The organism is uncultured Pedobacter sp., from assembly GCF_913776295.1.
Classification (GTDB): domain Bacteria; phylum Bacteroidota; class Bacteroidia; order Sphingobacteriales; family Sphingobacteriaceae; genus Pedobacter.
In genome coordinates this window covers 1-24,376 of the sequence record NZ_CAJYOJ010000020.1, presented here as the reverse complement: position 1 = coordinate 24,376, position 24,376 = coordinate 1, and the positions used below count along the sequence as shown (strand labels likewise).

The window sequence follows — 24,376 nt, the reverse complement described above, 5'->3', positions numbered from 1 at the left end:
TCAGCCGACTAAGTAATGACGATTTTTCTATTGGAGTCTGTCAATGGTAGCGATATCGGATTAGCATGAAAGTCGCGCAGCGAATACTAAAAATTAAACATAAGCCAGGTTAAAAAACCTAACATACTGCCATGCTGACACGCTCACGAACCTTTAACATGAAAAGATTGACAGTTTGGTGAAAATTTGTCCCTCAAAATCACTTGGCATAAAAAGTGTAATTGTATGCTCAGTTAAAAATCAAATCAAAATAAAAAAATAATAAAAGTTATGGCGTTAAACCTTAAACCAATTGCTGGCAGTTCGAACAGAGTAATCGTTGAACCGGCTGCAGCAGAAGAAAAAACTGCATCAGGTTTGTATATCCCTGATACTGCAAAAGAAAAACCATCTAAAGGAACTGTAGTTTCTGTTTCTGAAGAAGATTCTGAAGGTAAAAAAGCGAGCGTAAAAGTTGGCGATGTTGTAATTTATGGTAAATACGGCGGTACTGAATTCCCTTACGAAGGTAAAGATTACCTCATTATGCGTGAGACCGATATTTACGCTGTTGTTGGGTAAAAATTGAAATGTTACAACGTCATAACGTTGTAATGTTATATAAATCGGAAGAGTTGAAATGTTTCAACCTTTCAACATTAAAACTTAAAATATTTTAAAAAATGTCTAAACAAGTAAAATATAACGTAGAAGCACGCGACGCCCTGAAAAGAGGGGTTGATATTCTTGCAAATGCAGTGAAAGTGACCTTGGGTCCAAAAGGACGTAACGTAATTATCGATAAAAAATTCGGATCACCAGCCATTACCAAAGATGGTGTTACTGTAGCGAAAGAAATCGAATTAAAAGACGCAGTGGAGAACATGGGCGCTCAGATGGTTAAAGAAGTAGCCTCAAAAACAGCCGATATTGCTGGTGATGGTACGACTACCGCTACTGTATTGGCTCAGGCAATCATCACTACAGGTATTAAAAACGTAGCTGCCGGTGCAAACCCAATGGATTTAAAACGTGGTATCGATAAAGCAGTTGCTGCAGTTGTAGAAAACTTAAAAACACAATCACAAACTGTTGGTGAAGATAATAACAAAATCAAACAGGTTGCATCTATATCTGCTAACAACGATGAAGTAATCGGTGCTTTAATTGCTGAGGCAATGGGTAAAGTTGGTAAAGATGGTGTAATCACAGTTGAAGAAGCAAAAGGTACTGAGACTGAAGTTAAAACAGTAGAAGGTATGCAATTTGACAGGGGTTACTTATCTCCATATTTTGTGACCAACGCAGATAAAATGGAAGCTGAATTAGATAGCCCTTACATTTTAATCTACGACAAAAAAATCAGCAACATGAAAGAATTGTTGCCGGTTTTAGAAAAAACTGTTCAAACAGGCAAACCGTTGGTAATCATTGCTGAAGATTTGGATGGCGAAGCTTTAGCCACCTTGGTAGTTAACAAAATCCGTGGTTCACTGAAAGTTGTGGCTGTTAAAGCTCCGGGATTTGGCGACAGAAGAAAAGCCATGTTAGAAGACATCGCGATCTTAACCGGAGGTACCGTTATTTCGGAAGAAAGAGGTTACAAATTAGAAAATGCTGATTTAACTTACTTAGGTTCTGCGGAGAAAGTGGTTGTTGATAAAGACAATACAACTGTAATTAACGGTGCAGGCAATACAGATGATATTAAAGCACGTGTTAACCAGATTAAAGCGCAGATTGAAACCACTACTTCTGACTACGATAAAGAAAAATTGCAAGAGCGTTTAGCTAAATTGGCTGGCGGTGTTGCAGTACTTTATGTTGGTGCAGCTAGTGAGGTTGAAATGAAAGAGAAAAAAGACCGTGTTGATGATGCTTTACACGCAACCCGTGCGGCTGTTGAAGAAGGTATTGTTGCCGGTGGTGGCGTAGCTTTCATTCGCGCGGTAGCTTCTATCGCTGATTTAAAAGGCGTTAACGAAGACGAAAATACGGGTATCCAGATTATCCGTCGTGCTATCGAAGAACCATTGCGTCAAATTTGCGAAAACGCAGGTATTGAAGGTTCTATTGTAGTACAAAAAGTTAAAGAAGGCACCGCAGATTTTGGTTATAATGCACGTACTGGTGCTTACGAAAACTTAATCGGTGCCGGTGTTATCGACCCGACAAAAGTAAGCCGTGTAGCGCTAGAAAATGCAGCATCAATTGCAGCCATGTTATTAACCACAGAAGTTGTTTTAGCAGATGAGCCTGAAGAAGGTGGTGCTCCAATGCCTCCAATGGGCGGCGGCGGTATGGGTGGTATGATGTAATATCCACTTATAGCGAAACGATTTCGTGTAAAAAAACCCTCTTGGCATAATGCCCTGAGGGTTTTTTTTTGCCCCTAGTACACTCAAAAGGAAACCTATCGCGGTTACAATCTACTCATCTAGTTTATTTGGTGTAAAATTTTGTATATGTAACATGAAAACTACGTAACTTATATCGAATATTTATTGATGTGTCTCAAGTCTAGTACTCATTTCTGATATTAGGCTAAAGCAAGTTAAACTGACAAAGCTTCCGGAACACAATAAAATCATTCCCTACTATTAGAGGTTTATGAAGATTTGTTGTAAAAGGGTAAGGCTTTCTTATCTCCTGTTTTTTGGAATGTTTCTGCTTGCGCCAAATGTTTTTGCACAGGTAACCACCGGCATGGCAGATCCCGGACCATATACCCCAGGCAGCACCATTGCCGTTCCTTTTCAAATGCCTGCTAGCTGCATCTCTCAGGGAAATCAATTTCAACTTTATTTATCAGATCAAAATGGAAGTTTTGCAGCAGAAACGCTTATTGGATCATACACAGGGTTTTATAGCACCTATGTAAATGGATTGCTCCCTACAGGTCTAACGCCGGGTACAGGCTATCGTGTTCGTGTAAAAACAACTTTTCCAACTTCGGTCAGTGCTGCTTCTACACCTTTCGAGATTAAAGCCGGAACAGCGGTTGAAGCCAAGCTCACCTCAACCTACTTAAATAATAACAATAGAGAAACTTTTGGCACTTGTATGAGTAGGCCCAATAATTCTTTTTTGATCAATAACGAATCTACAGCAAATAGTAATGTTACGGCAACAATAACCGATCAGGGTAGTGGCGGTAGCACAACCACAATGTCTTTCCCTACACCGATACAAAGTTTTACAGCCCAGCAATCGCATTATACCATTTATACCAAGGCAGTAATGCCTGACGGTTCGGTTGCCACCAAAGCTTACCTGTTAATCAATAACAGAACCATCACTGCCTTTGCCAACACAGGAAATACCGTGGTATGTTTGCCGTTAGGAACCTTAACCTTTAACGTTGATGTTACTTCACCTTCCGGCATTCAAAACAATTTCCCAGGCAATATTTATACCATCAACTGGGGCGATCAATCTACAACTACTTACACACTCTGCGAGATTATCAATAATGGAGGCATGGTAGCACACTCCTACATGAAATCATCCTGCGGAAGTGTTTCAACCTCTAGTGCAGGAACCATTTATAATGCTTTTGACGTATCCATCAATGTATCGAACGCCTTTTGCGGCATCGTTGGAACACCGGTTGCTTCATCGGCAAAAGTTGTGGTTAAACCGATAAATTCTTTTACTTTTAATAGCCCCGGCTGTACCAACTCCGACATTACTTTTGTCAACACTTCTACGGCTGGCGAAAATCCGAACACAAATACCATAGGATGTACGCCCAATGAAGTAACTTATAACTGGTATGTAGATGGTGTACCTGTAAAAGCAAACCAACCCAAGTCATATAATCTGGTACATCAATTCACTACACATGGCGAACATACTATCCGGTTAGAATCAAATAACTCAGGCGCATGTAATGCCGATCCGGTGGAAATGAAAATCTGTATCCAGGACCCACCGAAGCCTGGTTTCAGTTTACCATCAAACACAGTCTGTACCGGAACAACGTTAAAAGCAACTGATCTTTCTATTTTAGATAATATCTGCAATGCAGCGAATAACTATTCATGGTCAGTAAGCCCATCAGTTGGCTTTGCAGGAGGCACCAATGCAGCAAGCAAAGAACCGCTGTTTAACTTTACCAGTCCTGGCACCTATACCATTACACTTAGCATCAGCACGGCGGCCTGCGGTACCGTTACGAGTAATCCACAAACTGTTGTAGTAAATGAAAGCCCCAAAGCTACTCTTTCACCTGATATTACGTTATGTAATCTTGCTACTTACGATTTTAACAATACCACCACCGGGCCAACCAAAACATTAATAACCGGTACTACAAAAGATCTTTCCGACACTTACACCTGGACCGTTACGCCATCGGGATCTGGCACATACAGCTTTACTGGTGGTACAATGGCAAATTCTAAATACCCTTCCATAAAATTCGACAGTTACGATACTTATACGATAAAGGTTGTCCATAAAAACAATTGTGGTACAGCAGAAGATACCCAGGTAATCACTTTCAGCACCGCTCCTGTAGTTAATGCCGGGCCCGATCAAAGTATTTGCTTTAACGACCCGAGTTTTACATTGAGTGGCACGGTAACCGGAACCACAACCACGCAGGCCTGGATTGGCGGACAGGGAACGTTTGCGCCTGGCCGAAATGATTTAAATGCCGTTTATACGCCCACATCGGCTGAAAAAAGAGCTGGTACAGTTACGTTAACATTAAGGGTTACTACAACGTTGGCTGCTCCATGTAATCAGATCGACGATGAAATTATCTTAAAAATCAAACCCGACATCAGCGTAACCAGTGCAGCAACCAAAACCATCTGTACCGGTAACAGCGTAGCTTATACCCCCACTTCAGCCGTAGCGGGTGTAACCTACACCTGGACAGCAACCGGAACATCGTCTGTAACCGGATATACCGCAAATGGGGCAGGAAACATTAATGATGTCCTTACCAACAATGATTCCAATACCGATGCCAGTGTAACCTATACCATTACTCCGCATTTCGATGACTGCAACGGAACGCCGTTTAACCTGGTGGTTACCGTGAAGCCTAATCCAATTGTTACTGCTACATCGGCCAGTTCAACCATCTGTAACAAAACATCATCAGCCATTACCTTATCAAGCAATTTTGCAGGGGTAAATTACATTTACAGCAGCACGGTAAACGGAAACATTACGGGTAACAGCAATAGAACTGTAGCATCAGCAGAAACGCAGATAAACGATATTTTAATCAATTCCGGCACCACCACTGGCAACGTAACCTATACCATCACGCCCGTATCTATAAATGGCTGCCCAGGTACGCCTGTAAATATTACCATTACAGTTTTGCCAAGTGCAACATTGCCAAATGCAGGCATAGACGAAGCCATCTGCAATGTCGGCACTTACACTTTAAAAGGAAATACGCCAGCAGTTGGTACGGGCAAGTGGACAATCGTTAATGCGCCAACAGCGGTAACTTTTGCTGACGATACACAGGCTAATACAACAATTAATGGCTTACAGGCAGGAAACACTTATACCTTGAGATGGACAATAAGCGATACTAACTGTTCTACAGCCAGTGATGATGTTCAAATCACAGTTAACCCACTCGGTGTTGGCGGTACTACAACAGGCGATGCCAATTTATGTGCGGGTGCAAATAGTGGGAACATCAATTTAACAGGGCAGGTTGGCAATATTATCCGTTGGGAAAGATCAATTGATAATGGGCTAAGCTGGTCTACAATTACTTCAACGGCAAATCCGTATGTATACGCTAACTTAACAATTACCACACAGTACCGTGCGGTGGTGCAAAGTGGTAGCTGTGCAGAAGCTTTCTCTTCGGTTACCACCATAACGGTAAATCCCGGAACAGTTGTAGCCAACGCGGGTCCAGACCAAAGTTTATGCACCGGAAGCAGCATTAATCTAAATGGAAATAACCCGGCACCTAATAGTGGCGCGTGGATGATCACATCAGCCCAAACAGGTGTTACCATTACCGATCCAAGCCTATATAACACTTCTGTTACTGGTTTGGTACCTGGCCAAACCTATACTTTCAGGTGGACCATTACTGGTTTTGGCTCTTGCCCACCTTCTACAGATGAGGTAACCATTACGTATTATCCGGTAGTTACCAATAATATCAACGCATCGGCTGTACCTATCTGCTCAGGACAGAATACAACCATCAACGGCGACGTACCTACGGGAGGAGCGGGTACTTATGCTTACCAGTGGCAAAACAGTACCGATGGTAACACATGGGTCAACATTCCTTCGGCCACTAACAAAGACTTAACGATAACACCATCAGTTTCAAGCTACTTCAGAAGGGTGGTAAACAGTACCTCTTGTCCATCATTCAGTAATTCGGTACAGATTACCGTTTTGCCAGCGATCACCAATAATACCATTTCTGCCGATCAAAACATCTGTACCGGCACGGCAGCTGCTGCTTTAACCGGTAGTACGCCAGGCGGCGGTAGCGGAACATACAGCTATCAATGGCAATCAAGCTTAAATGGAGCCGACTGGAGCGATGTATTAGGTGCAAACAGTGTCAGCTTTACGCCGCCAGTACCTACCGTAAGCATTTATTATCGCCGATCGGTATCCAGTGGTGTTTGCAGCAACAGTTTAAGCAATCAGATTAAAATAACAGTAAACCCCAATGCAAAAGCAGAAATAACCTACAATACCAAAACCGGCTGTGCGCCTTTTAAACTCGATGCAACCAATATTGCAGCAACCCTATATCCTGATAGAAATGGTACTTATACCTGGTTTGCCAATAATGTTCAAATTGGAACAGGACCAACATTCCCGGGTTACACCATTAACAATGGCAATGAAACCGTAACCATAAAACTTGAGGTTAGTAGCAGCCTGGGTTGTAATCAGGATGAAAAAATCGAAGTATTCAGCACCTTTCCTGGTGTTACACCATCATTTACACAAAGCGCAACAGAAGGGTGCGGACCGCTTAGTGTTACTTTCACCAACACCACAAATCCACTTAACAGCGCCACCTATGCATGGAACTTTGGCAATGGACAATCTTCTACCCTTGCACAACCTGCAGCAATCACTTTTCTGGCTGATCCAAGTGGGAAAGATAAAACCTATACCATTACGCTAACCACAACCCTACCGTGTGGTCCGGCCGTTGTTACATCTGCAACGGTTATTGTACATGCTAAACCTGTTGCCATATTTTCGCCTGATAAAACAACAGGATGTGCTGATCTCCTGGTAAACTTCATCAATACCAGCCCGGAAAGTGCGGGCACAACCTACACCTACGATTTTGGTGATGGTACTTCATCAGGTCCGCTAACTGATAGGAAAACAATAAGCCATACCTTCAAAACACTTGTGGTAAAGGATTTTGTTGTTAATATGACAGCTAAGAATAGCTGTGGCGAGACAACTTCTACCCCGGTCGTGATCAGGGTATCGCCAAATGATATTACACCGGCCCTGGTGGTAAATGGCAACGAGAAAAAGGGTTGCGCCCCCTGGACTGTTAACTTTTTAAATAATACCAGCGGAGCGAGCCGCTTCGTTTATACCATTACCAACGAAGACTCCGGAGAAGCCCCTGTGGTCGTCCCAACCACCAATACAGGCGTTTTTCCATATACTTTCCTTAAACCAGGACAATACACCATTAGGTTAGATGCTGAAAACGATTGTTCGAAAAATTCAGCTATCGAGAGCGTAACCGTACTTGCCCAACCTACAGTAAGTTTCAGTGCCGATAAAACTGCCGGCTGCACCAACCTGGTTGCTAAATTTAAAAATACAAGTGTAGGAGCTATTGGTTATGCCTGGGATTTTGGCGATGGCTCCCCTATCTCAAATGAATTTGAACCACAGCATACCTACATTGGATCGGATGTGAACTACAATGTAACTTTAACTGCAATCAACGCATTGGATTGTTCTCAGGTCTTAACAAAAAGCAATTTCATCCATATTGTTGCGCCACCAACAGCCACATTCACGGTCAGTCCCGGGAACGAATCAGCTGTTCCAAATTATACTTTTGGCTTTAAAGATATCGGCTCAGGCTCGGTTAGCTGGGAGTGGTCTTTTGGTGATGGTGTTAAATCAACCTTACAAAACCCTAACCATACGTATGCCAATGAAGGCACGTATGATGTAACCCTGAAAGTAATGAACAAAGAGGGCTGTTCTGCTTCTACTTTTCAAACGGTGAGAATTATCGGTGTACCAGGAAATTTAAGCATTCCCAATTCCTTTATGCCTGCAAGCACCAAAAATGAGATTAAAATCTTTAAAGCAAAAGGTCGGGGCATAAAAGAGTGGAACATGTCTGTTTTTAACAAATGGGGAGAATTACTATGGGAAACAACGAAACTGGATGATGGAGCGCCTCTTGAAGGTTGGGACGGCACGTACAAGGGGCAAGAACAGCCACAGGGGGTTTATTACTGGAAAGTAGATATCAAATTTATTAATGGAAGCGACTGGAAAGGAATGACTTACGATTCATCCCCTCCCCGAAAAACCGGCGTAATATATTTAATCAGATAGATAATGGCGAGAAGGATAATCATGTTTTTGTTTTGGTTACTGCCAATGGCAGCTTTAGCTCAAGACCACATTTACTCCCAGTTTTACAATGCGCCAATTTACCTGAATCCGGCACTTACCGGGCAGTTTGAAGGCGACATCAGGTTTAATGCGCTCTATCGTAATCAATGGACAGGTTTGGCCAGCGATTATTCATACATGACTGCTTCAGGAGATCTCAATCTGAGTAGACTAAACAGCGGTATTGGGATCATTTTTAACCGCAGCAGCGAAGGCACAGCCTATTTGCTTAAAAACAATATTGCATTAAGCTATTCCTATATCATTGGTGGAAACGATTTTGCCCTGTCATTTGGATTACAGGGTGGCATTACCAATCAAAAGCTAAATTGGGATAAACTGGTATTTGGCGATCAGATTGATATTACAGGTTATGTTCCGGGCAGTATATCGGGCGCAGAAAGGCCAAGTGTAGATAGCCGCTATTATTTCGATTCAAATGCTGGTGCCAACCTTGTAGTCGGAAAGTTCATGATGGGATTGGCGGTTCATCACCTAAACCGTCCGGATGAATCCATATCTGGTTTTCAGGCCAGGTTACCCATGCGCATTTCAGGCAATTTAAGTTATAAGTTAACCTTGGTACCGGATGAGTACGATCGCGATGGAAATTACCTTATCCCGTCCATAATTGCGTATAAACAAGGTAATGTGAAATCATTTAGTGCCGGCATGCAATATAAGTATGCCAGTATAAATGCGGGGATCTGGTATCGCAACGATGGGAATTCCAATGGGAATGATGCGATTGTGTTTTCTGTAATCTTCGATATTTTTAACCGGAGAACCAACGGTGAAAAATTCCGGTTGGGGATTAGTCATGATGCTACAACTTCTAAAATTAATTATAGCAATACCGGTGGAACGTCCGAAATCGGTGTAGGTTACGAAAAATATTTTCCAAATAGTTCAAACGGTGGCCGTGCAAATGGATTAAGATGTTATGATTTTTATTAATTTGCCGGTGATAATTAAAGGCGATGAACGAAATTATAGAACAAAACCATTTCATTACACAAAGTGAAATCAATAAATTTTTGTTGGCTACGCTACTTTGTGGTATAATCGGGGCAGAACGCGAATACAGGAGTAAATCTGCCGGATTAAAAACCATGATGATGATTGGTTTAGGCGCAACCCTATTCACCATATTATCCATCAAAATAGGGCCAACCAGTCAAGACCGCATTGCCTCGAACATTGTTACCGGTATTGGTTTTCTGGGTGCTGGCGTAATTTTTAAAGAAGAAAACCGTGTTAAAGGGTTAACTACGGCCTGCATCATCTGGATTGTGGCGGCCATCGGCATGGCTGTAGGTTCTGGTTACTACGAACAGGCCATTGGAGTTACCGCCGTGGTTATGCTGGCGTTAATTATCTTCCCCTTTTTAGAAGAAATAGGCGACCGACGTTTTACCAAACGGATTTATCGCATTGTTAAAAAACAACATACAAATAGTGATTTAGAAAGTTACGAAGAAGTTTTCAGAGAAAGCAAACTTAAACCCCAGCGCGGCAAACATCAGCTGGCAAACAACATTATTACCGGAAACTGGACGGCTACAGGCACACCAAAAAACCATCAGAAATTTGTAGAACGGATGTTAATGGATAAAGATATTATTGAGTTTGATTTTTAACCGAATCAAACAGTTCTACCTTTCGCGTTTGCAAGGCTAGTTTTTTCTCGTCAATCACCATCGTGTTCGACAGCCGATCGTGCCATGGATCGCAGGGATTACCAAGCCCGCTGATTGCATTAAAAGGAATCACCCGGATCATATTCCTGGTAAATGCTTTCGCAAAATCGATCTCACTACCATCTAAGTTTACGGCTTTAGTTCCCGTAATCAGCTTTCCGATTGATTTTCCATGTGAAACAGCTTCTGTTAAACACATTACAAAGACATAACAAACCATCGCGATTAACCGGTCGACAAGATCATTAACTCCATCTAAAATTCCAGGCAGTAAAATTCCGACACCGATGCAAGCAACAAAAAAGATAATGTAAAAAGCGACCAGGTCGATGATATAATTGGTAAATCTTTTGCTTGAACTGGCACGGCAATAGCTTAGGTCGATTTCTTGAGCGTTATAATTAAATTCCATTTTTGAAGCGTTTGGATTAGATTTCTCGAAGATAAACATTTCCATCCACAGCCAAAATTAATTTATCCAAATCATAAAAACAATCTTAGCTTTGTGTAACTAACTTTTATCATGATCAAGGAGCAAATTTCGGTTTTCGATATTTTCAAAATAGGTATTGGCCCATCCAGTTCACATACTTTAGGTCCGTGGCGGGCTGCTCAGCAATTTACGGCTTCGCTCACACAGCGCAGCCTCATCAGCAATGTTGAGGGCATCAAGATATTGCTGTATGGCTCTCTGGCAAAAACAGGCAAAGGCCATGGAACCGATGTTGCCATCGTATTGGGTTTAACAGGCGCGGATCCGGTAACTTTTGATGTAGATGCGGTTACCCCGACTTTCGAAAGCATTCAAAAAGATAAAAAGTTAAATCTTGCCGATAAATTAATAATTGATTTTGATTACGATAACGATCTCCTTTTCCTTTTTTCCGAAAGTTTACCCTTCCACCCCAATGCTGTCACTTTTCAGGCATTTTTAAAAGATGGAAAAGCCTTTTCTGAAACCTATTACTCTATAGGCGGCGGTTTTGTGGTAAAAGAAGGCGAAGACAATAACAAAAAGGCCCAGGTAGACCTCCCTTTTCCTGTAGATAAAGCAAAAGACCTTTTACACTGGTGTTTATCTACCGGTTTAAAGGTGAGCGAAATCGTAATGGAGAATGAACTGGCATGGCGTACTGAAACAGACACGAAAAAAGGCATTCTACAACATTTTGCTGTGATGCGCGATTGTATTTATCGCGGATGCCATACTACAGGTTTCCTACCGGGAGGCTTAAATGTAGCGAGAAGGGCGTTTCCGCTGAATAAGCGATTAGTTGGCAAAAATGAATATTCAGATTATACCGGCTGGGTAGAAGCCATCAGAAAAGGAGGAAACGGCTTTAATTATATTTTAGACTGGGTAAGCTGTTTTGCATTAGCCGTTAATGAAGAAAATGCATCTTTTGGTCGTGTGGTAACTGCACCTACAAATGGTGCCGCAGGCGTAATCCCTGCTGTATTACAATATTTTATTACTTTTTGTAATGGTTATAGCGAAGATAAAATCATCCAGTTTATTGCCTGTGCTTCAGAAATCGGCAGCATTTTCAAAAAAGGAGCAACAATCTCAGCCGCTATGGGTGGCTGTCAGGCCGAAATTGGCGTGTCTTCAGCCATGGCTGCCGCAGCATTAACCGAATGTTTAGGCGGTTCGCAACGGCAGGTTTTAATGGCAGCAGAAATTGCCATGGAGCATCACTTAGGTTTAACCTGCGATCCGATTGGTGGCCTGGTACAGATTCCCTGCATCGAGAGAAACACCATGGGTGCTATCAAAGCGATTACGGCCAGCCAATTGGCATTACAGAGTAATCCTGATAAAGCAAAAGTAAGCTTAGATGCCGTAGTCAATACCATGTGGGAAACCGCCCTGGATATGAATGCAAAATACAAAGAAACATCTGATGGCGGACTGGCAACCAACATTCCAATCAGTTTACCGGAATGTTAATTCAACATTGTTGCAATAATATGACCAATGTTATCGATTTATTCCAAAATTTTGGGGTGCTAAATCACCAAGTATTTTTACATTCGCTCCATTATTAATTATCCATAAAAAATGATCAACTACACCAAAATCAGTGTGATTGGCTTAGCTTTGTCGTTATCTGTATCAGCGACTTATGCGCAAGACAATCTCGTTAATTCTTTAAAAAACAATCAAAGCGAAAACAGTGCAGCTTCGTTTAGATTTACCGAAGTCATTAACCTGGCCAATACCCCGGTTCAGAATCAGGGATCTTCAGGTACCTGCTGGAGCTATTCTACTAACTCTTTTCTGGAATCAGAAATGATTAAAGCGGGTAAACAGCCTGTAACCTTATCTCCGCTTTTTTCAGCCCGCAATGCCTACGTAGAAAAAGGTAAAAATTACGTGCGTATGCATGGTGCGGTTTCACTGGGAGATGGTGGTGCTTTGCATGATGTAATCAATATGTACAGGAAATATGGTGCCGTTCCACAAGAGGTATACACCGGGCTAAATTATGGCACTAAAATCAATAAAACTGCAGAACTTGGTGATATTGAAAAAGGTGTTTTAGAAGCTGTTGTAAAAAATGCTAATGGCGAGTTAACCCCAAACTGGTTAAAAGCTTATACCAGTGTAATTGATGCTTATTTGGGCGCCGTGCCTGAAAACTTTACCTATAATGGAAAAAAATATACACCAAAAACTTTCGCTCAGGAAGTGGTGGGTTTAAATCCCGATAACTATATAGAACTTTCGTCTTTCAACGATCACCCCTTCTACAGCAAATTCACTTTATTGGTGCCTGATAACTGGTCTTTCGATCAGGTTTATAACGTAAAGGTTAATGAGTTAACAGACATTATTGATAACGCTTTGAAGGGTGGCTATACCGTGGCATGGGCTACAGATGTTAGCGAAAAAAACTTCAGCTGGAAAAATGGTGTGGCCTTTGTTCCGCAAACCCCTTTTGCTGAAATGACCGCGAAACAAAAAGCAGAAATGTTTAATGGCCCGCAGCCAGAAATGGAAATTACGCAGGAAAACCGCCAGCTTGCTTTTGATAACTATCAGACAACTGATGATCACGGCATGCACATTGTTGGCTTAGCGAAAGATCAGACAGGTAAAGAATATTATATCGTTAAAAATTCATGGGGTGCAAGCAACGATTATAAAGGCTATCTATACGTAACCAAAAACTACGTAAAATATAAAACAACGGCAATTTTATTAAACAAGGCAGGTATCCCATCTGCAATTGCCAGGAAATTAGCGCTGTAATTATATTTGAATTATTCGAGAAGCCGCAGGAGAAATTTTGCGGCTTTTGTTTTTAAACACAGCGGACACCGAGTTCTACACCAAGGATACTGAGAAACCGGGCATGTTTTAAGGTTAAAGCTTAGTATTTATATGCGGTATACATCAAATTTCGTGATTAAGTTACACCTATACATAACCCTACTCTGTGTTCTTTGTGTCACCTCTCCGCTAAACTCTGTGGTAAAACAAAGAGGCCAATTTTAAACCAGCCCCGAATAAGTAAGCACCAGCCACCAGAAACCCGTGGTAACAAACGAAAGCAATATTCCGATCCCTACTATCAAATTGGAAAGTTTTGGGTTAAGATTATACTGATCGGCTACCACCCCTGCGGTCAACAACGTTGGCATAGCCATTTCGAAAATCGTTATTTTGGTAATGGTACCACTCATTCCTAAAACTATAGCAAACAGCAGCACCACCAAAGGGGCTAAAATCAGTTTATATAGTAAAGCAAAACTGATATGTTTCAATTCGCCAAACCAGCCTCCAAATTTTAGCTGTAAACCTATCGAAAATAAAGCCAATGGCCCCACCGTAGCTGCTAGTTTTTCGAATAACGGATCTAGTGGAACCAGATTTACGAAACTTGGCAGGGTTAGCGCCAGTACACAACCAATAAGCGGCGGAAAGGTTAATACCTTCTTAAACACTAATTTTGCGCTTAGTTTTTGGTGCTGTGACGAACGGATGGCCACAATAACACCAATGGTCGACAGTAACGTAAAAGTAACCTGATCGCAGATAATGGCTATAGCCAGTTCCTTCTCGCTAAAATAGGCCAAAATCAGCGGGAAACCTACAAATGATGTATTGCTTAAAGAACTGGTTAGTTTTAAACCTCCAGAGCTTGCTTTGCTGATGTTCCGGATACGGCTGTAAACGGTGATGAATAACCACCCGAACAGCCAGATACAAACCGGGGCCAAAGCAGGAAAAAGCAGCTCTTTTGTCCACGTAATATGTGGCAGGTATTTAAACGAAACGGCTGGGAGCGCAATATAGATGATCCATGCATTAATGCCTTTGTGTGCATCTTTAGGCAAAGATTTGCTCTTTCTGAAAAGAATACCCACTAAAATACATAAACCGATAAGAATGAAGTTTGCCATTTAATAGCGCAAAGATAATCTATAAAAGAAAAACGCCAGTAAGAACAGTCTTATGGCGTTTTAAATACTTTAAACTGAGGGTTTCGGCTTTTTCTTTTTGTGCCAAACCTTTTTCTTTCCTTTATGCGGCGCCTTTTTTTCCTCTACATGTGTAATTTCTATGGCAGATACACTTTCAGGGAGTGGCATACGCGGAACTGCTTTCTCAATCAATTTCTCAATGTTATCAAACTTGCGTTTGTCTCGTCCGTTCACCAGGGTAATAGCGGTACCTTTTGTTGCTGCCCGTGCTGTACGACCAATTCGGTGCACATAATCAGCCGGATCGCCAGGAACATCATAATTGATCACCAGATCGATACCTTCTACATCGATTCCACGAGATAATACATCCGTTCCGATTAGAATAGGTAATCTACGGTTCTTAAAGGCCAACAGAATATCTTCACGTTCTTTTTGCCCTAAATCCGAGTGAAAAGCTTCTGCTTTGATGCCTAAACCTTTAAAAGCTTTATATAGTGCCTTTACCTTTTCTTTTGTAGAGGCAAAAATAATACTGCTTTTGTATTGGCCGCTTTTGAAAATTTCCGTTAACAAAGCCTGTTTTTGCTGATCATGAATATTATAGGCTTGTTGGTCAATCCCTTCAGCAGGTTTAGCAAGTGAAATGGTAATTTGTTTGGGTTCGTGCAAAATCTTGCCAGCCATTGCTCTTATTTTTGGAGCCATGGTAGCTGAAAACAAAAGCGTTTGCCTTTTTTTGGGCAGGTAACTGATAATGCGGATAATATCATCATAAAAGCCCATATCCAACATTCTATCAGCTTCATCCAAAATCAAATGCTGTAAATGTTCCAGTTTTAATACCCCTGAAGATAAATGTGCCATTAACCTGCCTGGAGTGGCAATAATAATATCCACACCTTCTCGCATCGACCGTTTTTGCTGTTCATAAGCAATGCCATCTCCACCACCGTAAACTGCCAAAGAGCTGATATTGGTAAAATAAGCCAGAGCTTCTACCTGTAAATCAATCTGTTGTGCAAGTTCTCGTGTCGGTGCCAGGATTAAAGTATTGTTGTGTCTATCGGCTGCTTTGCTGATTTTATCCATTACCGGTAAAAGATAGCTGGCCGTTTTTCCTGTACCTGTTTGCGCACAGGCAATCAGATCATGATTATCCAAAATTACCGGAATGGCATGTTCTTGTATTGGAGTAGCGCTTTTATACCCCATGGCCATCAAGCCTTCGTATAAATCGGGGTTAAAATTAAAGTCGTTAAAATTCAATCTATTGTGTTTATGTCTTTTAACAAAAGTACCTTAAAATACGGCTAATAACAAACCCGCATTTATTTTCTTACATAAGCATTTAAAAATGATGCCGGGTAATTCATTTGCACTAAAAACAAAATAGCCCCAACTGCTTAAACAATTGAGGCCTCGAAATTATAATAGACGAAACTTAGTCTACCAGAATAGATTTCTCTGGGATATTCGTTTCGGGGTTTTTAGGTAGCGTAACCTGTAAAATTCCATCAGCATACCTGGCTGAGATATTTTCAACCAAAATTTTTCCGTTTAGACTAAACGCTCTTTCGAAAGCACCGTTGCTATATTCTCGCCTGCTATATTTTTTACTAGGATCTGCATCTTCTTTGGGTTCGTAAGAAATGTTAATACTTCATCCTCAGTTACTACTTTTAAGTTTTCTTTAACCAAAGCTGGTGCAAAAAGCTCAATAATAAAATTACTTTCTGTTTCTTCTATATTGGCTGGCACCTTTCTGAAGCCCTGAGTAAACATGGCATGTTTATGGTGACCAAATGGGCCGTTAAATTTTCCTGCTCCCCGGCCAAAAATGCCATGCCTGCCCTGATGGCATCTATATTCGTTGTACATGTGATTAAATTTTAATTGTTATTTACGTTGTTAATTTATCGGCCGAAGCCAATATTAATGATAAGCTACTTGTTTAGTTTTAGGGATATCCAGCAACTGTGTAATGATATTTGCATAGGGATACGATGGTGAGAAAACCGCATAATCAAATTTTAAGCCCCTTAACTGAACCAAAATATCATCGATAAATTTCATCGGCTCCAGCAAGGCGCTGATCAATCCTGATTTGGGTGGTTCTTCTTCATTTCTAGTCTCTTGCGCCTGAAAAATATTCAACCCCTGATTATAGGCCTTAAAGTCTGCGCCGATTTGTTCTATGGGCGCCTTAAATTCATCCGAACTAAAAAAAGTGACCTGCTCTCCCCTGTTAATCATCTCGTTTGCCATACCCAAAATCGGGTTAACATCAGCTTGAGATGGATCGCTTAAAAAAAGTACTTTTGACATCTGGGTTATCTACTTACTTTGTTTATACTATCTGGTGGAATAATGGTGTCCGAAACCGGCGTACGATGATGACTAAAGCCATGATTGCTGTATTGACCGTGATCACAACCGCCGTGATAATGCCTGTTTTTAAAATCTAACCGATCCCGGTATCCATATTGAGTGGCCAGTACATTTAAGCTGTAGAATGTTCCTGCGGCAACAGCCAATGCCAATAATATTTTAAATGTTCTCATTTCCTCTTAATCATTTATATTAATGTAATTAACTGTTCCACTGCCTTGTATGGCTGGCCTGTACCATTGGTTGTCGATCGGTACAATTGGGCTATAATGATTCCCGAAACCGTTAAAGCGATTATAGAAATAATGGCGACGCCTACCAGAAAAAATCCTGAACATCAAACCGATCACTGCAATGGCCAATATAAATTTGAACACAAACGGGATGAAGAAAGCGATTGCTCCAAGTACCATCCCAAATCCTATAGTTTTTAATATTTTTTTCATTTCCCAATGTTTTATCATCAGCGTAATTAACTTACTGTAAGCTTTTTAAATTAACGACGCTGTTTTTTTGTTATTTATAGAGGAAGACGGGGTAAGTTTATTTTTACTTTAAATTATTTTGATTTTTTTATGCTGAAGAGATTTCCATAATCATGTCATCCTGAACAAAGTGAAGGATCTTTTTAACAGACTAACGCTCTGTCGGCGAGAAACCAGACGATAGAATAAGATTTATTTTATAAAAATCAATTTGAATGACAGCCTCTTCCAAGTCGTCATTTGGAGCGGAGTGCAACGCAGTCGAGAACCACGAAGTGATCAGCGAAGCTAAATCTGTCTCAAAAGATTTCTCCCCGCCTGTACGGGCAGGCCTGTCCGCACAGGCGGGCATTTCGCTCCCGATGAAAATCGACATGCTCCAGTCGAAATGACGATTCTTCTATAGGATTCTGTCAATGGTAGCGAATCGAAGGATCTTTTAACAGATTAACTCGCCGATCGGCCGATAGAATAAGTACAAAGTCGTTTGAAAAATCGACCGTCATTTCACCTGAAGCACAGTCCCGAAAGTTCGGGTGAAAAATCTGCCTTGATAGACCTCTCCATTCCGGGCTCCGGTTGTCGATAACACTACCTTGTTTGATTTGTCAGTACAACAAAAAAGCCCCGAATTAATCGAGGCTTCCAGGCTATTCCTTATTACAATGATGGCGCCATCCGCCACACCTCCGCTTATATTCTTCTTTAAATTTTGCGCGCTCCTCTTCGTTCATCGAATCCCATTTAGCACGCATGTTCTTCGCACGCTCACGGAAGCCGCCGCCACCGTGTCCTCCTTTGTTAAAATTTCCGAACAATATCCGGCACAGCACAAGCAAACCAAGGGCCTGCCAGTAATTAAGTCGCCCCGTGTGGGCAACTTCCGGCAAAATCCAGTTCCATAAACACATCACTACATAGCCCAGCACCGCTGCAATAAGCACCGCTACAGGGAAAAAGAACATGAATTTTTTACCACGATTAAAATTTCTATTCATCATGCCTGTAAATTTAATAGTTAATAAACTCCTGATATAAGTTTTGTAAACGGTTACGGAGGTGTTTTACCGCATAACCCTTTCTCGATATTAATGTTTTGATGTTTTCACCGCTTTCATCAGCCAGTTCCTGAAAGGTACGTTCTTCCAGTTCGTTCTGAACATATATATAGCGCTGATTTTCGGGCAGTTCTTCCAGTGCCAGAAACAATTGATCCCAAAACAGTTTTTTCAAACTTTCTTCTTCCGGCGAATAAGCTTCGGCCAGTAGAATTTCTTTAAAATTGATTTCCCCATCTTCACCTTCGAAGGTGAAATCTTCTAACGATTCTTCCTTTTGTTTGCGGTACTTATCGGTAATCTTATTTCTGGCCACCCGATATAGCCAGCCGCTAATCTGCTCAATGGCGCCCGTTTCGGGTTGGTTGCTGAGTTGAAACCAAACATCCTGTAAGATATCTTCTGCATCCTCATCCGTATTCACCCGCCCCCGGATGAAACTGAACAAGCGTTTACCATAATTGGCAACCGTTGAAATGATATTTTGAGGCTCGTTTGTTGGCACTAAATTTTGCTTGATATCCAAGTAAACGGATGAGACTCAATATTACTTTAAATTTCTTTATTTTTTTTCGGCAAACTTTCGAAGTTTGGTATTGGGAATGAGCAAGGCTAACTTCGAAAGTCTAAAAAGGCCTTGTATACAGAAAGGATGAGGTTTTCATAATCTTTTTTTGAAAATGAAAGGGCACATCTTTTTGGCGGACTGCAGTCCTGCTGTTTGCTATAGCCCTCATGCTTCGGGGCTGCCGCTGCCATCAGGTTTATTAACAAAGTCGGTGCATTCTACAACCTTTAAAATCCTCCGCCCTGGTTTGTGTCTGCACGAAACACACAAAATTAACTCTTTTTCCTGTCCGCGTATCCAAATACTTTTTGCAGCAGCGTGGTACTTCTTGAACTCAGGTTACCCCTGATTTTCAACTCTTCTTTGGCTATCTCAACAAATAAACCATCTATTGCTTTTTGTGTAACATATTCCGTCAGGTTGGTGTTTACAGGTTTCACCAGGGGCAAACGGTTATATTGTGTAGTTAAATCGCTGTAATATCTGGTCGCGTTTACCTTATTTAAACTCGCTGTTACAATCGGACTAAATTTTTGCATCAATTGAGCAGTCGTTACTCGCTTAAAATATTCGGTCGCGGCGTCTTTATTACCCAAAAGTATATTGGTCGCATCAGTTAAGGTCATCTGTTTAATGGCCGATATAAAAATAGGTTTTGCTTCAGTAGCAGCATCCTCGGCCGCTCGGTTTAAACTTACAATCACATTATCGCAAAGCTTGTTTAAACCTATGCCACGTAATGTCCTTTCAACTTTTTGTGCCTCAGGAGGCATCAGGATTTTAACAGCCAGATTGCCTAAAAATCCATCTTTAACCGAAAGCCTGTCTGCGCCCGCAGAAACACCGATTTGTAGCGCTTCTTTAATTCCCTGTCCTATTTCAAAAGCAGAGGGTGTTCCCGAAGCAGCGGTTGTAGAACCTTGCTTCTCAGTTACCTTTTTAAAGATATCGCTCAGTTTGATCTGTGCGCTAACATTAAGGCTTGTTAATAACAGAAATGCCAGGGTTGCAGATGCCACATTAATTTTTTTCATTCATGATGAGTTTATCTTTTATGCTTAGCAAATCTTTGGCCATTAATTTCGCCGATTTTACTAGGCTTAAAAATTCGGAGCGATAACCCTCCCTGTCTTTCCCTTTTGCCGTTTCGGCCAAAGCGATTACCTGATCAAAATTAGCTTTTTGTTTGAATGCTGAACTTTTTAAAATCATGCCAAATTCAGCGACTGAAGCAGCAAACCTAAAATTATCGCTTGTTGAATTAATGTTTAAAGTGTTTTTGTTTACGGCTTTCACCAATAACTTACTTCTGCTACCTGAAGGTTCTTTATAACGAAGTTTAATGGTAAGCAGTTCATTTGAATTGCTGGTATTTGATGGCGTTATTTTTTGATATTTCAAATCATCTACAGCTACGGTAAAACTGTCGTTAACTCCCGTCGGAATAATTTCATAGAGCGCAGTAACACTATGGCCCGAACCTATTTCTCCTGCATCCTTTTCATCGTTATTAAAATCTTCTTTTGCCAGAAGCCTGTTTTCATATCCAATTAAACGGTAAGACTGAACCTCAGCCGGATTAAATTCAATTTGCAGTTTAACATCTTTGGCAACTGTAAATAAGGTTCCGCCAAATTCATTTACCAATACTTTCCGCGCTTCCGTTAAATTATCGATATAGGCATAATTGCCATTTCCTTTATCGGCAAGTATTTCCATTTTGCTATCTTTATAGTTACCCATGCCGTAACCTAAAACGGTCAAAAACACACCACTTTTTCTTTTGTCTTCAATCAGCTTTTCCATATCCGAATCACTGCTTGCTCCAACATTAAAGTCACCATCGGTAGCTAAAATTACGCGGTTGTTGCCTCCTTTTATAAAATTTTCTGAAGCAATTTTATAGGCAAGCTTAATGCCCTGTCCGCCAGCAGTAGAACCACCAGCGCTTAATTTATCGAGGGCATCTTTAATCCGGATTTTTTCATTTCCATGTGTTGCAGGCAAAACCACACCAGAATTTCCGGCATAAACCACAATTGCAACCTTATCTTTTTCTCTAAGTTGATCGGTTAATAATTTGAATGACGAAATCAGTAAAGGAAGTTTGTTCGCTGCACTCATCGAACCGGAAACATCGATCAGAAAAACCAAATTGGATGCCGGTAGCTTTTCGGCTGTAACAGTTTTAGCCTGTAAACCAATTTGCACCAGTTTATGGGTGTTATTCCACGGTGCGGGAGCCATTTCGGTAATGATATTAACAGGATCATTACCTTTTGGCTGCTCATATTCATAATCAAAATAGTTGATCATCTCCTCAATCCGCACCGCATCCTGTTCAGGCAGGCTACCTCCGTTAATGAACCGCCTGACATTGCTATACGATGCCGCATCAACATCAATTGAAAAGGTAGATAAGGGGTCGCTTTTTACTTTGTGAAAGGTATTTTCGGCAACGCCTTTATAACTTTCTTCGCTTCTGTACTCCATACCTTTTTGCCCGCCCGAAACAGATAATCCCGCAACTCTTCCGGCTAAAGCCTGATTGGAAACTACAGCAACAGATGATGTCGTTATACTTTTTCGTTGCATTCCATAACCAACAACGACAACCTCATTTAAAGTCGTGTTATCTGCAACCATTATCACGTCTATCGTTTTTCGTTTTCCAATTTTTATGGTTTGGGCTTTATAACCAATATATGAGATCTTGAGCTCCGTATCTTTCTCGGTTATCTGGATACTGTATCTGCCCTTCAAATCTGCGGTAGCAACACGTTTACTATAATTTGTCATGATTGATGCCCCCGGTAAAACAGATGTCGCATCGGTAATCACACCGTTAATCGTTCGGCCATCAAACTGTTTGAACCCCATCAGCAAAAAAACTGCAATTAGAGAGAATAGAAGCTTTTTCATAGTCTTAAATTTTTAAGGATGATGTAGTTCTTCGGGTTTTTCCATATTGATACTCAGAAATATTTTTTATACTTGGAAGATAATTCGAAATAGCGACCAATTTTTGAGGTTTATAAAAAACACAGCCGGGAACGCCCCGCAAGACGATGCCAAACTGATTGCCCAGTATAAAAATACGGGCGATCTGGATGCATTAGGTACGCTTTACAACAAATACATGCATTTGGTATTCGGGGTTTGTATAAACTACTTTAAAGATGAAGAGCAAAGTAAGGATGCCGTGATGCAGATTTTTGAAGAACTGGTAACAAAGCTAAAAGTACATGAGGTACAGAACTTTAAAAGCTGGCTCCACGTGTTAACGCGGAACCATTGTTTAATGGCCTTGCGGAAATCAGCTAAGCAAAATAATGTATCCATAGACGATACTTTTGTGGAAAATACTGATTTTGTGCATCTTGATATAGACAACACAAAAGAAACGCAGCTTACCATTATGGAAAAGTGTATGGAAACTTTGCCTGAAGAACAGCGAAAAAGCGTAGATTTATTTTATTTACAAGAAAAATGCTATAAAGAAGTAGCCGATATTACGGGTTACGATATGCTTAAAGTGAAGAGTTACATCCAGAATGGCAAGCGGAATTTAAAGATTTGTATAGAGAAGAACAGTAGTGAATAACGATTGGTTAGATATTGATGTACTGGAAGATTACCTGGATGGTAAGCTTGATGCGAGGGCTATGCATTTTGTAGAAAAACAGGCTTTGGAAGATCCTTTCGTTGCAGAAGCTCTGGAAGGATTGAAGCAGTCGCCAAAACGCAGGCAAACGCTGTCCATTTTACAAAAACAACTTTACGATCGTGTATCAGAAAAGCCCGTAAAGCGTAAGCTTTGGGGCATTACCACCCAAAGGCTAAGTATTGCGGCAACTGCAACAGTAGCTTTTATTGCGGTGAGCATTCTGTTTTTTATGCGCGAAACCAACCGCAGAAATGCTGAACTGGCTGCACATCAAAAGGAAGGTGTATTGGTTCACTTAGATAGCACCACGGGTATTGCCTCTGCCCAAACAAAAGCTAAAGAAGAAATTGTTAAGCAAAACACGACTAAGGCTACCTTAGTTGATAAAGCAATTACAGCATCCAAAACGGGAGATCTGGCAAAAAATACAAAAACTACCATTGCTGCAAAGAATACAGTGCAACAAAATGCTGAGGTAAAAGCCGCAAAAATCACAGCTGATAATAATGGCGCAAAGGCAATGAGCCGCATAAGCCTTAGCGATTCCAAACCGGGCGGTGTTACTTTAAATGAGGCAATGGCGGCAGCCGAACCCGCTGTAACCTCAAACAAAATTGCATTTAGTGGTAATGTAGTAGATCAAAGTAATGGACAGCCTGTTCAGGGAGCTGTAGTAAAATTAGCTGGTTCCAAAAATGTAACGGCAACCGATGCAAAAGGCTATTTCTATTTACCTGCTGATAGTAATGCCAAAGATAAAGACCTATTAATTAATGCTATTGGCTTTAAAGAATTACCTGTGGCTGGTCTGCAAGATCCTAATGCCATCAGAAATGCATTGAGTGGCGATAAATCATTAAACGAAATTGCGTTGATCACAGGTTCGAACGGGCGTAAAAAAGACAACATCGCTGCACCAAAAATTACACTGCGTGCAGAACAAAACCTGGATGGAAAATCGGCGAATGAGATTACGAAACCTATTCCGGTTTCTACCGTTAACTATAGCCAGTATTTAGCGCATAACAATAAGCTTTATAACCCTAAAGGACCTGAACAATTTGTGATTTTAAGTTTCAAAGTTAAAAGCAACGGACGGCCTACCAACATTTCCGTTATCAAATCGCTGAACAAAAAGGCCGATGCAGAAGCCAAACGGTTAATACAGGAAGGTCCGGATTGGGTGTTACCTAAAAACGGAACCGATTCAGTAGAGATCAGCATTAAGTTTTAGCCTACTTAGTTATCCCTGTAATCAGCATTGTATGCTAATTTGTTGTAAATATTACCACATAGAGCTTAGCGTTACGTTTTAAATCTGGGCTAAAAGATCCTTCGTTGCTCTACCATTGACGTTATTTTGTAATTATTTGATAGTTAAATACTTATGAAATATACATTTCCATCCAAAAAGGCCTTCGCACTGTGTCTCCGTTCTACTTAAGTCCGGCCTAACAAATTTTTCGGAT

21 protein-coding genes are annotated in these 24,376 nt (G+C 41.0%); 9 read left to right on the top strand and 12 right to left on the bottom strand.

Features of this window, described 5'->3' with window-relative positions:
* Positions 1-270: 270 nt before the first annotated feature.
* The 5 genes from groES to QZ738_RS04225 all read left to right on the top strand — a co-directional run bounded on the left by groES (position 271) and on the right by QZ738_RS04225 (position 10,247).
* Positions 271-561 (top strand): co-chaperone GroES, encoded by a 291-nt coding sequence (gene groES / locus QZ738_RS04245; RefSeq protein ID WP_025141798.1) that lies wholly within the window; start codon positions 271-273, stop codon positions 559-561.
* Positions 562-662: 101 nt separating this feature from the next.
* Positions 663-2,297, top strand: coding sequence for a chaperonin GroEL (groL, locus tag QZ738_RS04240; protein WP_293784974.1), 1,635 nt, complete (start codon positions 663-665; stop codon positions 2,295-2,297).
* Between the two features lie 292 nt (positions 2,298-2,589).
* Positions 2,590-8,547 (top strand): PKD domain-containing protein, encoded by a 5,958-nt coding sequence (locus QZ738_RS04235; protein ID WP_293784972.1) that lies wholly within the window; start codon positions 2,590-2,592, stop codon positions 8,545-8,547.
* A gap of 3 nt (positions 8,548-8,550) precedes the next feature.
* Positions 8,551-9,564, top strand: a complete 1,014-nt coding sequence (locus QZ738_RS04230) for a PorP/SprF family type IX secretion system membrane protein (protein WP_293784970.1) — start codon at positions 8,551-8,553, stop codon at positions 9,562-9,564.
* 23 nt (positions 9,565-9,587) lie between these two features.
* Complete coding sequence (locus QZ738_RS04225; RefSeq protein WP_293784968.1) at positions 9,588-10,247, top strand: MgtC/SapB family protein; 660 nt, start codon at positions 9,588-9,590, stop codon at positions 10,245-10,247.
* Here the strand turns inward: QZ738_RS04225 and QZ738_RS04220 are convergent.
* Complete coding sequence (locus QZ738_RS04220; RefSeq protein ID WP_293784966.1) at positions 10,228-10,719, bottom strand: RDD family protein; 492 nt, start codon at positions 10,717-10,719, stop codon at positions 10,228-10,230. The genes QZ738_RS04225 and QZ738_RS04220 overlap by 20 nt on opposite strands.
* 111 nt (positions 10,720-10,830) lie before the next feature.
* Between QZ738_RS04220 and QZ738_RS04215 the strand changes: the two genes are divergently transcribed.
* Both QZ738_RS04215 and QZ738_RS04210 read left to right on the top strand, forming a co-directional pair.
* Entirely contained in the window at positions 10,831-12,258 is a 1,428-nt protein-coding gene (locus tag QZ738_RS04215; protein ID WP_293784964.1) for an L-serine ammonia-lyase, read from the top strand.
* A gap of 111 nt (positions 12,259-12,369) precedes the next feature.
* Positions 12,370-13,563 carry a C1 family peptidase gene (locus QZ738_RS04210; RefSeq protein ID WP_293784962.1) on the top strand — a complete coding sequence of 398 codons (1,194 nt, stop codon included), beginning with the start codon at positions 12,370-12,372 and terminating at the stop codon, positions 13,561-13,563.
* Positions 13,564-13,805: 242 nt separating this feature from the next.
* On the opposite strand, the gene QZ738_RS04205 is transcribed toward QZ738_RS04210, so the two are convergent.
* The 11 genes from QZ738_RS04205 to QZ738_RS04155 form a co-directional block, all read right to left on the bottom strand.
* On the bottom strand, positions 13,806-14,717 hold the full coding sequence (locus QZ738_RS04205; RefSeq protein ID WP_293784960.1) for an AEC family transporter: 912 nt from the start codon (positions 14,715-14,717) through the stop codon (positions 13,806-13,808).
* Positions 14,718-14,786: 69 nt separating this feature from the next.
* Positions 14,787-16,007, bottom strand: coding sequence for a DEAD/DEAH box helicase (locus QZ738_RS04200; RefSeq protein ID WP_293784958.1), 1,221 nt, complete (start codon positions 16,005-16,007; stop codon positions 14,787-14,789).
* Positions 16,008-16,182: 175 nt separating this feature from the next.
* On the bottom strand, positions 16,183-16,392 hold the full coding sequence (locus tag QZ738_RS04195) for an Hsp20 family protein (RefSeq protein WP_293785017.1): 210 nt from the start codon (positions 16,390-16,392) through the stop codon (positions 16,183-16,185).
* Positions 16,299-16,619, bottom strand: coding sequence for a hypothetical protein (locus QZ738_RS04190; RefSeq protein WP_293784956.1), 321 nt, complete (start codon positions 16,617-16,619; stop codon positions 16,299-16,301). Before QZ738_RS04190 ends, QZ738_RS04195 begins: the two co-directional genes overlap by 94 nt.
* Before the next feature lie 54 nt (positions 16,620-16,673).
* Positions 16,674-17,066: a hypothetical protein gene (locus tag QZ738_RS04185; protein WP_293784954.1), complete on the bottom strand. Its 393-nt coding sequence runs from the start codon at positions 17,064-17,066 to the stop codon at positions 16,674-16,676.
* Between the two features lie 5 nt (positions 17,067-17,071).
* Positions 17,072-17,302: a hypothetical protein gene (locus tag QZ738_RS04180; RefSeq protein ID WP_293784951.1), complete on the bottom strand. Its 231-nt coding sequence runs from the start codon at positions 17,300-17,302 to the stop codon at positions 17,072-17,074.
* A 6-nt stretch (positions 17,303-17,308) separates the two neighbouring features.
* A complete protein-coding gene (locus QZ738_RS04175; protein ID WP_293784948.1) occupies positions 17,309-17,575 on the bottom strand; it encodes a hypothetical protein in 267 nt (88 codons plus the stop codon).
* Positions 17,576-18,264: 689 nt separating this feature from the next.
* Positions 18,265-18,615 (bottom strand): hypothetical protein, encoded by a 351-nt coding sequence (locus QZ738_RS04170; protein WP_293784945.1) that lies wholly within the window; start codon positions 18,613-18,615, stop codon positions 18,265-18,267.
* 10 nt (positions 18,616-18,625) lie between these two features.
* On the bottom strand, positions 18,626-19,177 hold the full coding sequence (locus QZ738_RS04165) for a sigma-70 family RNA polymerase sigma factor (RefSeq protein ID WP_293784942.1): 552 nt from the start codon (positions 19,175-19,177) through the stop codon (positions 18,626-18,628).
* Between the two features lie 335 nt (positions 19,178-19,512).
* Positions 19,513-20,274, bottom strand: coding sequence for a DUF4197 domain-containing protein (locus tag QZ738_RS04160; RefSeq protein ID WP_293784939.1), 762 nt, complete (start codon positions 20,272-20,274; stop codon positions 19,513-19,515).
* Positions 20,261-22,162, bottom strand: a complete 1,902-nt coding sequence (locus QZ738_RS04155; protein WP_293784936.1) for a von Willebrand factor type A domain-containing protein — start codon at positions 22,160-22,162, stop codon at positions 20,261-20,263. Before QZ738_RS04155 ends, QZ738_RS04160 begins: the two co-directional genes overlap by 14 nt.
* Before the next feature lie 103 nt (positions 22,163-22,265).
* Here QZ738_RS04155 and QZ738_RS04150 point away from each other — a divergent pair, with 103 nt between their 5' ends.
* Together QZ738_RS04150 and QZ738_RS04145 are read left to right on the top strand one after the other, a co-directional pair.
* Positions 22,266-22,844: a sigma-70 family RNA polymerase sigma factor gene (locus QZ738_RS04150; protein WP_293784933.1), complete on the top strand. Its 579-nt coding sequence runs from the start codon at positions 22,266-22,268 to the stop codon at positions 22,842-22,844.
* Entirely contained in the window at positions 22,837-24,141 is a 1,305-nt protein-coding gene (locus QZ738_RS04145) for a carboxypeptidase-like regulatory domain-containing protein (protein WP_293784929.1), read from the top strand. Before QZ738_RS04150 ends, QZ738_RS04145 begins: the two co-directional genes overlap by 8 nt.
* Positions 24,142-24,376: the final 235 nt, after the last annotated feature.

Bases quoted from the DNA above. Each gene is read 5' to 3' on its own strand.
- QZ738_RS04160 (WP_293784939.1), bottom strand. From the start codon at position 20,274: ATGAAAAAAATTAATGTGGCATCTGCAACCCTGGCATTTCTGTTATTA.
- QZ738_RS04210 (WP_293784962.1), top strand. From the start codon at position 12,370: ATGATCAACTACACCAAAATCAGTGTGATTGGCTTAGCTTTGTCGTTA.
- QZ738_RS04205 (WP_293784960.1), bottom strand. From the start codon at position 14,717: ATGGCAAACTTCATTCTTATCGGTTTATGTATTTTAGTGGGTATTCTT.
- QZ738_RS04215 (WP_293784964.1), top strand. From the start codon at position 10,831: ATGATCAAGGAGCAAATTTCGGTTTTCGATATTTTCAAAATAGGTATT.
- groL (WP_293784974.1), top strand. From the start codon at position 663: ATGTCTAAACAAGTAAAATATAACGTAGAAGCACGCGACGCCCTGAAA.
- QZ738_RS04230 (WP_293784970.1), top strand. From the start codon at position 8,551: ATGGCGAGAAGGATAATCATGTTTTTGTTTTGGTTACTGCCAATGGCA.
- QZ738_RS04190 (WP_293784956.1), bottom strand. From the start codon at position 16,619: ATGTACAACGAATATAGATGCCATCAGGGCAGGCATGGCATTTTTGGC.
- QZ738_RS04155 (WP_293784936.1), bottom strand. From the start codon at position 22,162: ATGAAAAAGCTTCTATTCTCTCTAATTGCAGTTTTTTTGCTGATGGGG.
- QZ738_RS04220 (WP_293784966.1), bottom strand. From the start codon at position 10,719: ATGGAATTTAATTATAACGCTCAAGAAATCGACCTAAGCTATTGCCGT.
- QZ738_RS04180 (WP_293784951.1), bottom strand. From the start codon at position 17,302: ATGAGAACATTTAAAATATTATTGGCATTGGCTGTTGCCGCAGGAACA.
- QZ738_RS04170 (WP_293784945.1), bottom strand. From the start codon at position 18,615: ATGATGAATAGAAATTTTAATCGTGGTAAAAAATTCATGTTCTTTTTC.
- QZ738_RS04185 (WP_293784954.1), bottom strand. From the start codon at position 17,066: ATGTCAAAAGTACTTTTTTTAAGCGATCCATCTCAAGCTGATGTTAAC.
- QZ738_RS04175 (WP_293784948.1), bottom strand. From the start codon at position 17,575: ATGAAAAAAATATTAAAAACTATAGGATTTGGGATGGTACTTGGAGCA.
- QZ738_RS04235 (WP_293784972.1), top strand. From the start codon at position 2,590: ATGAAGATTTGTTGTAAAAGGGTAAGGCTTTCTTATCTCCTGTTTTTT.
- QZ738_RS04225 (WP_293784968.1), top strand. From the start codon at position 9,588: ATGAACGAAATTATAGAACAAAACCATTTCATTACACAAAGTGAAATC.
- groES (WP_025141798.1), top strand. From the start codon at position 271: ATGGCGTTAAACCTTAAACCAATTGCTGGCAGTTCGAACAGAGTAATC.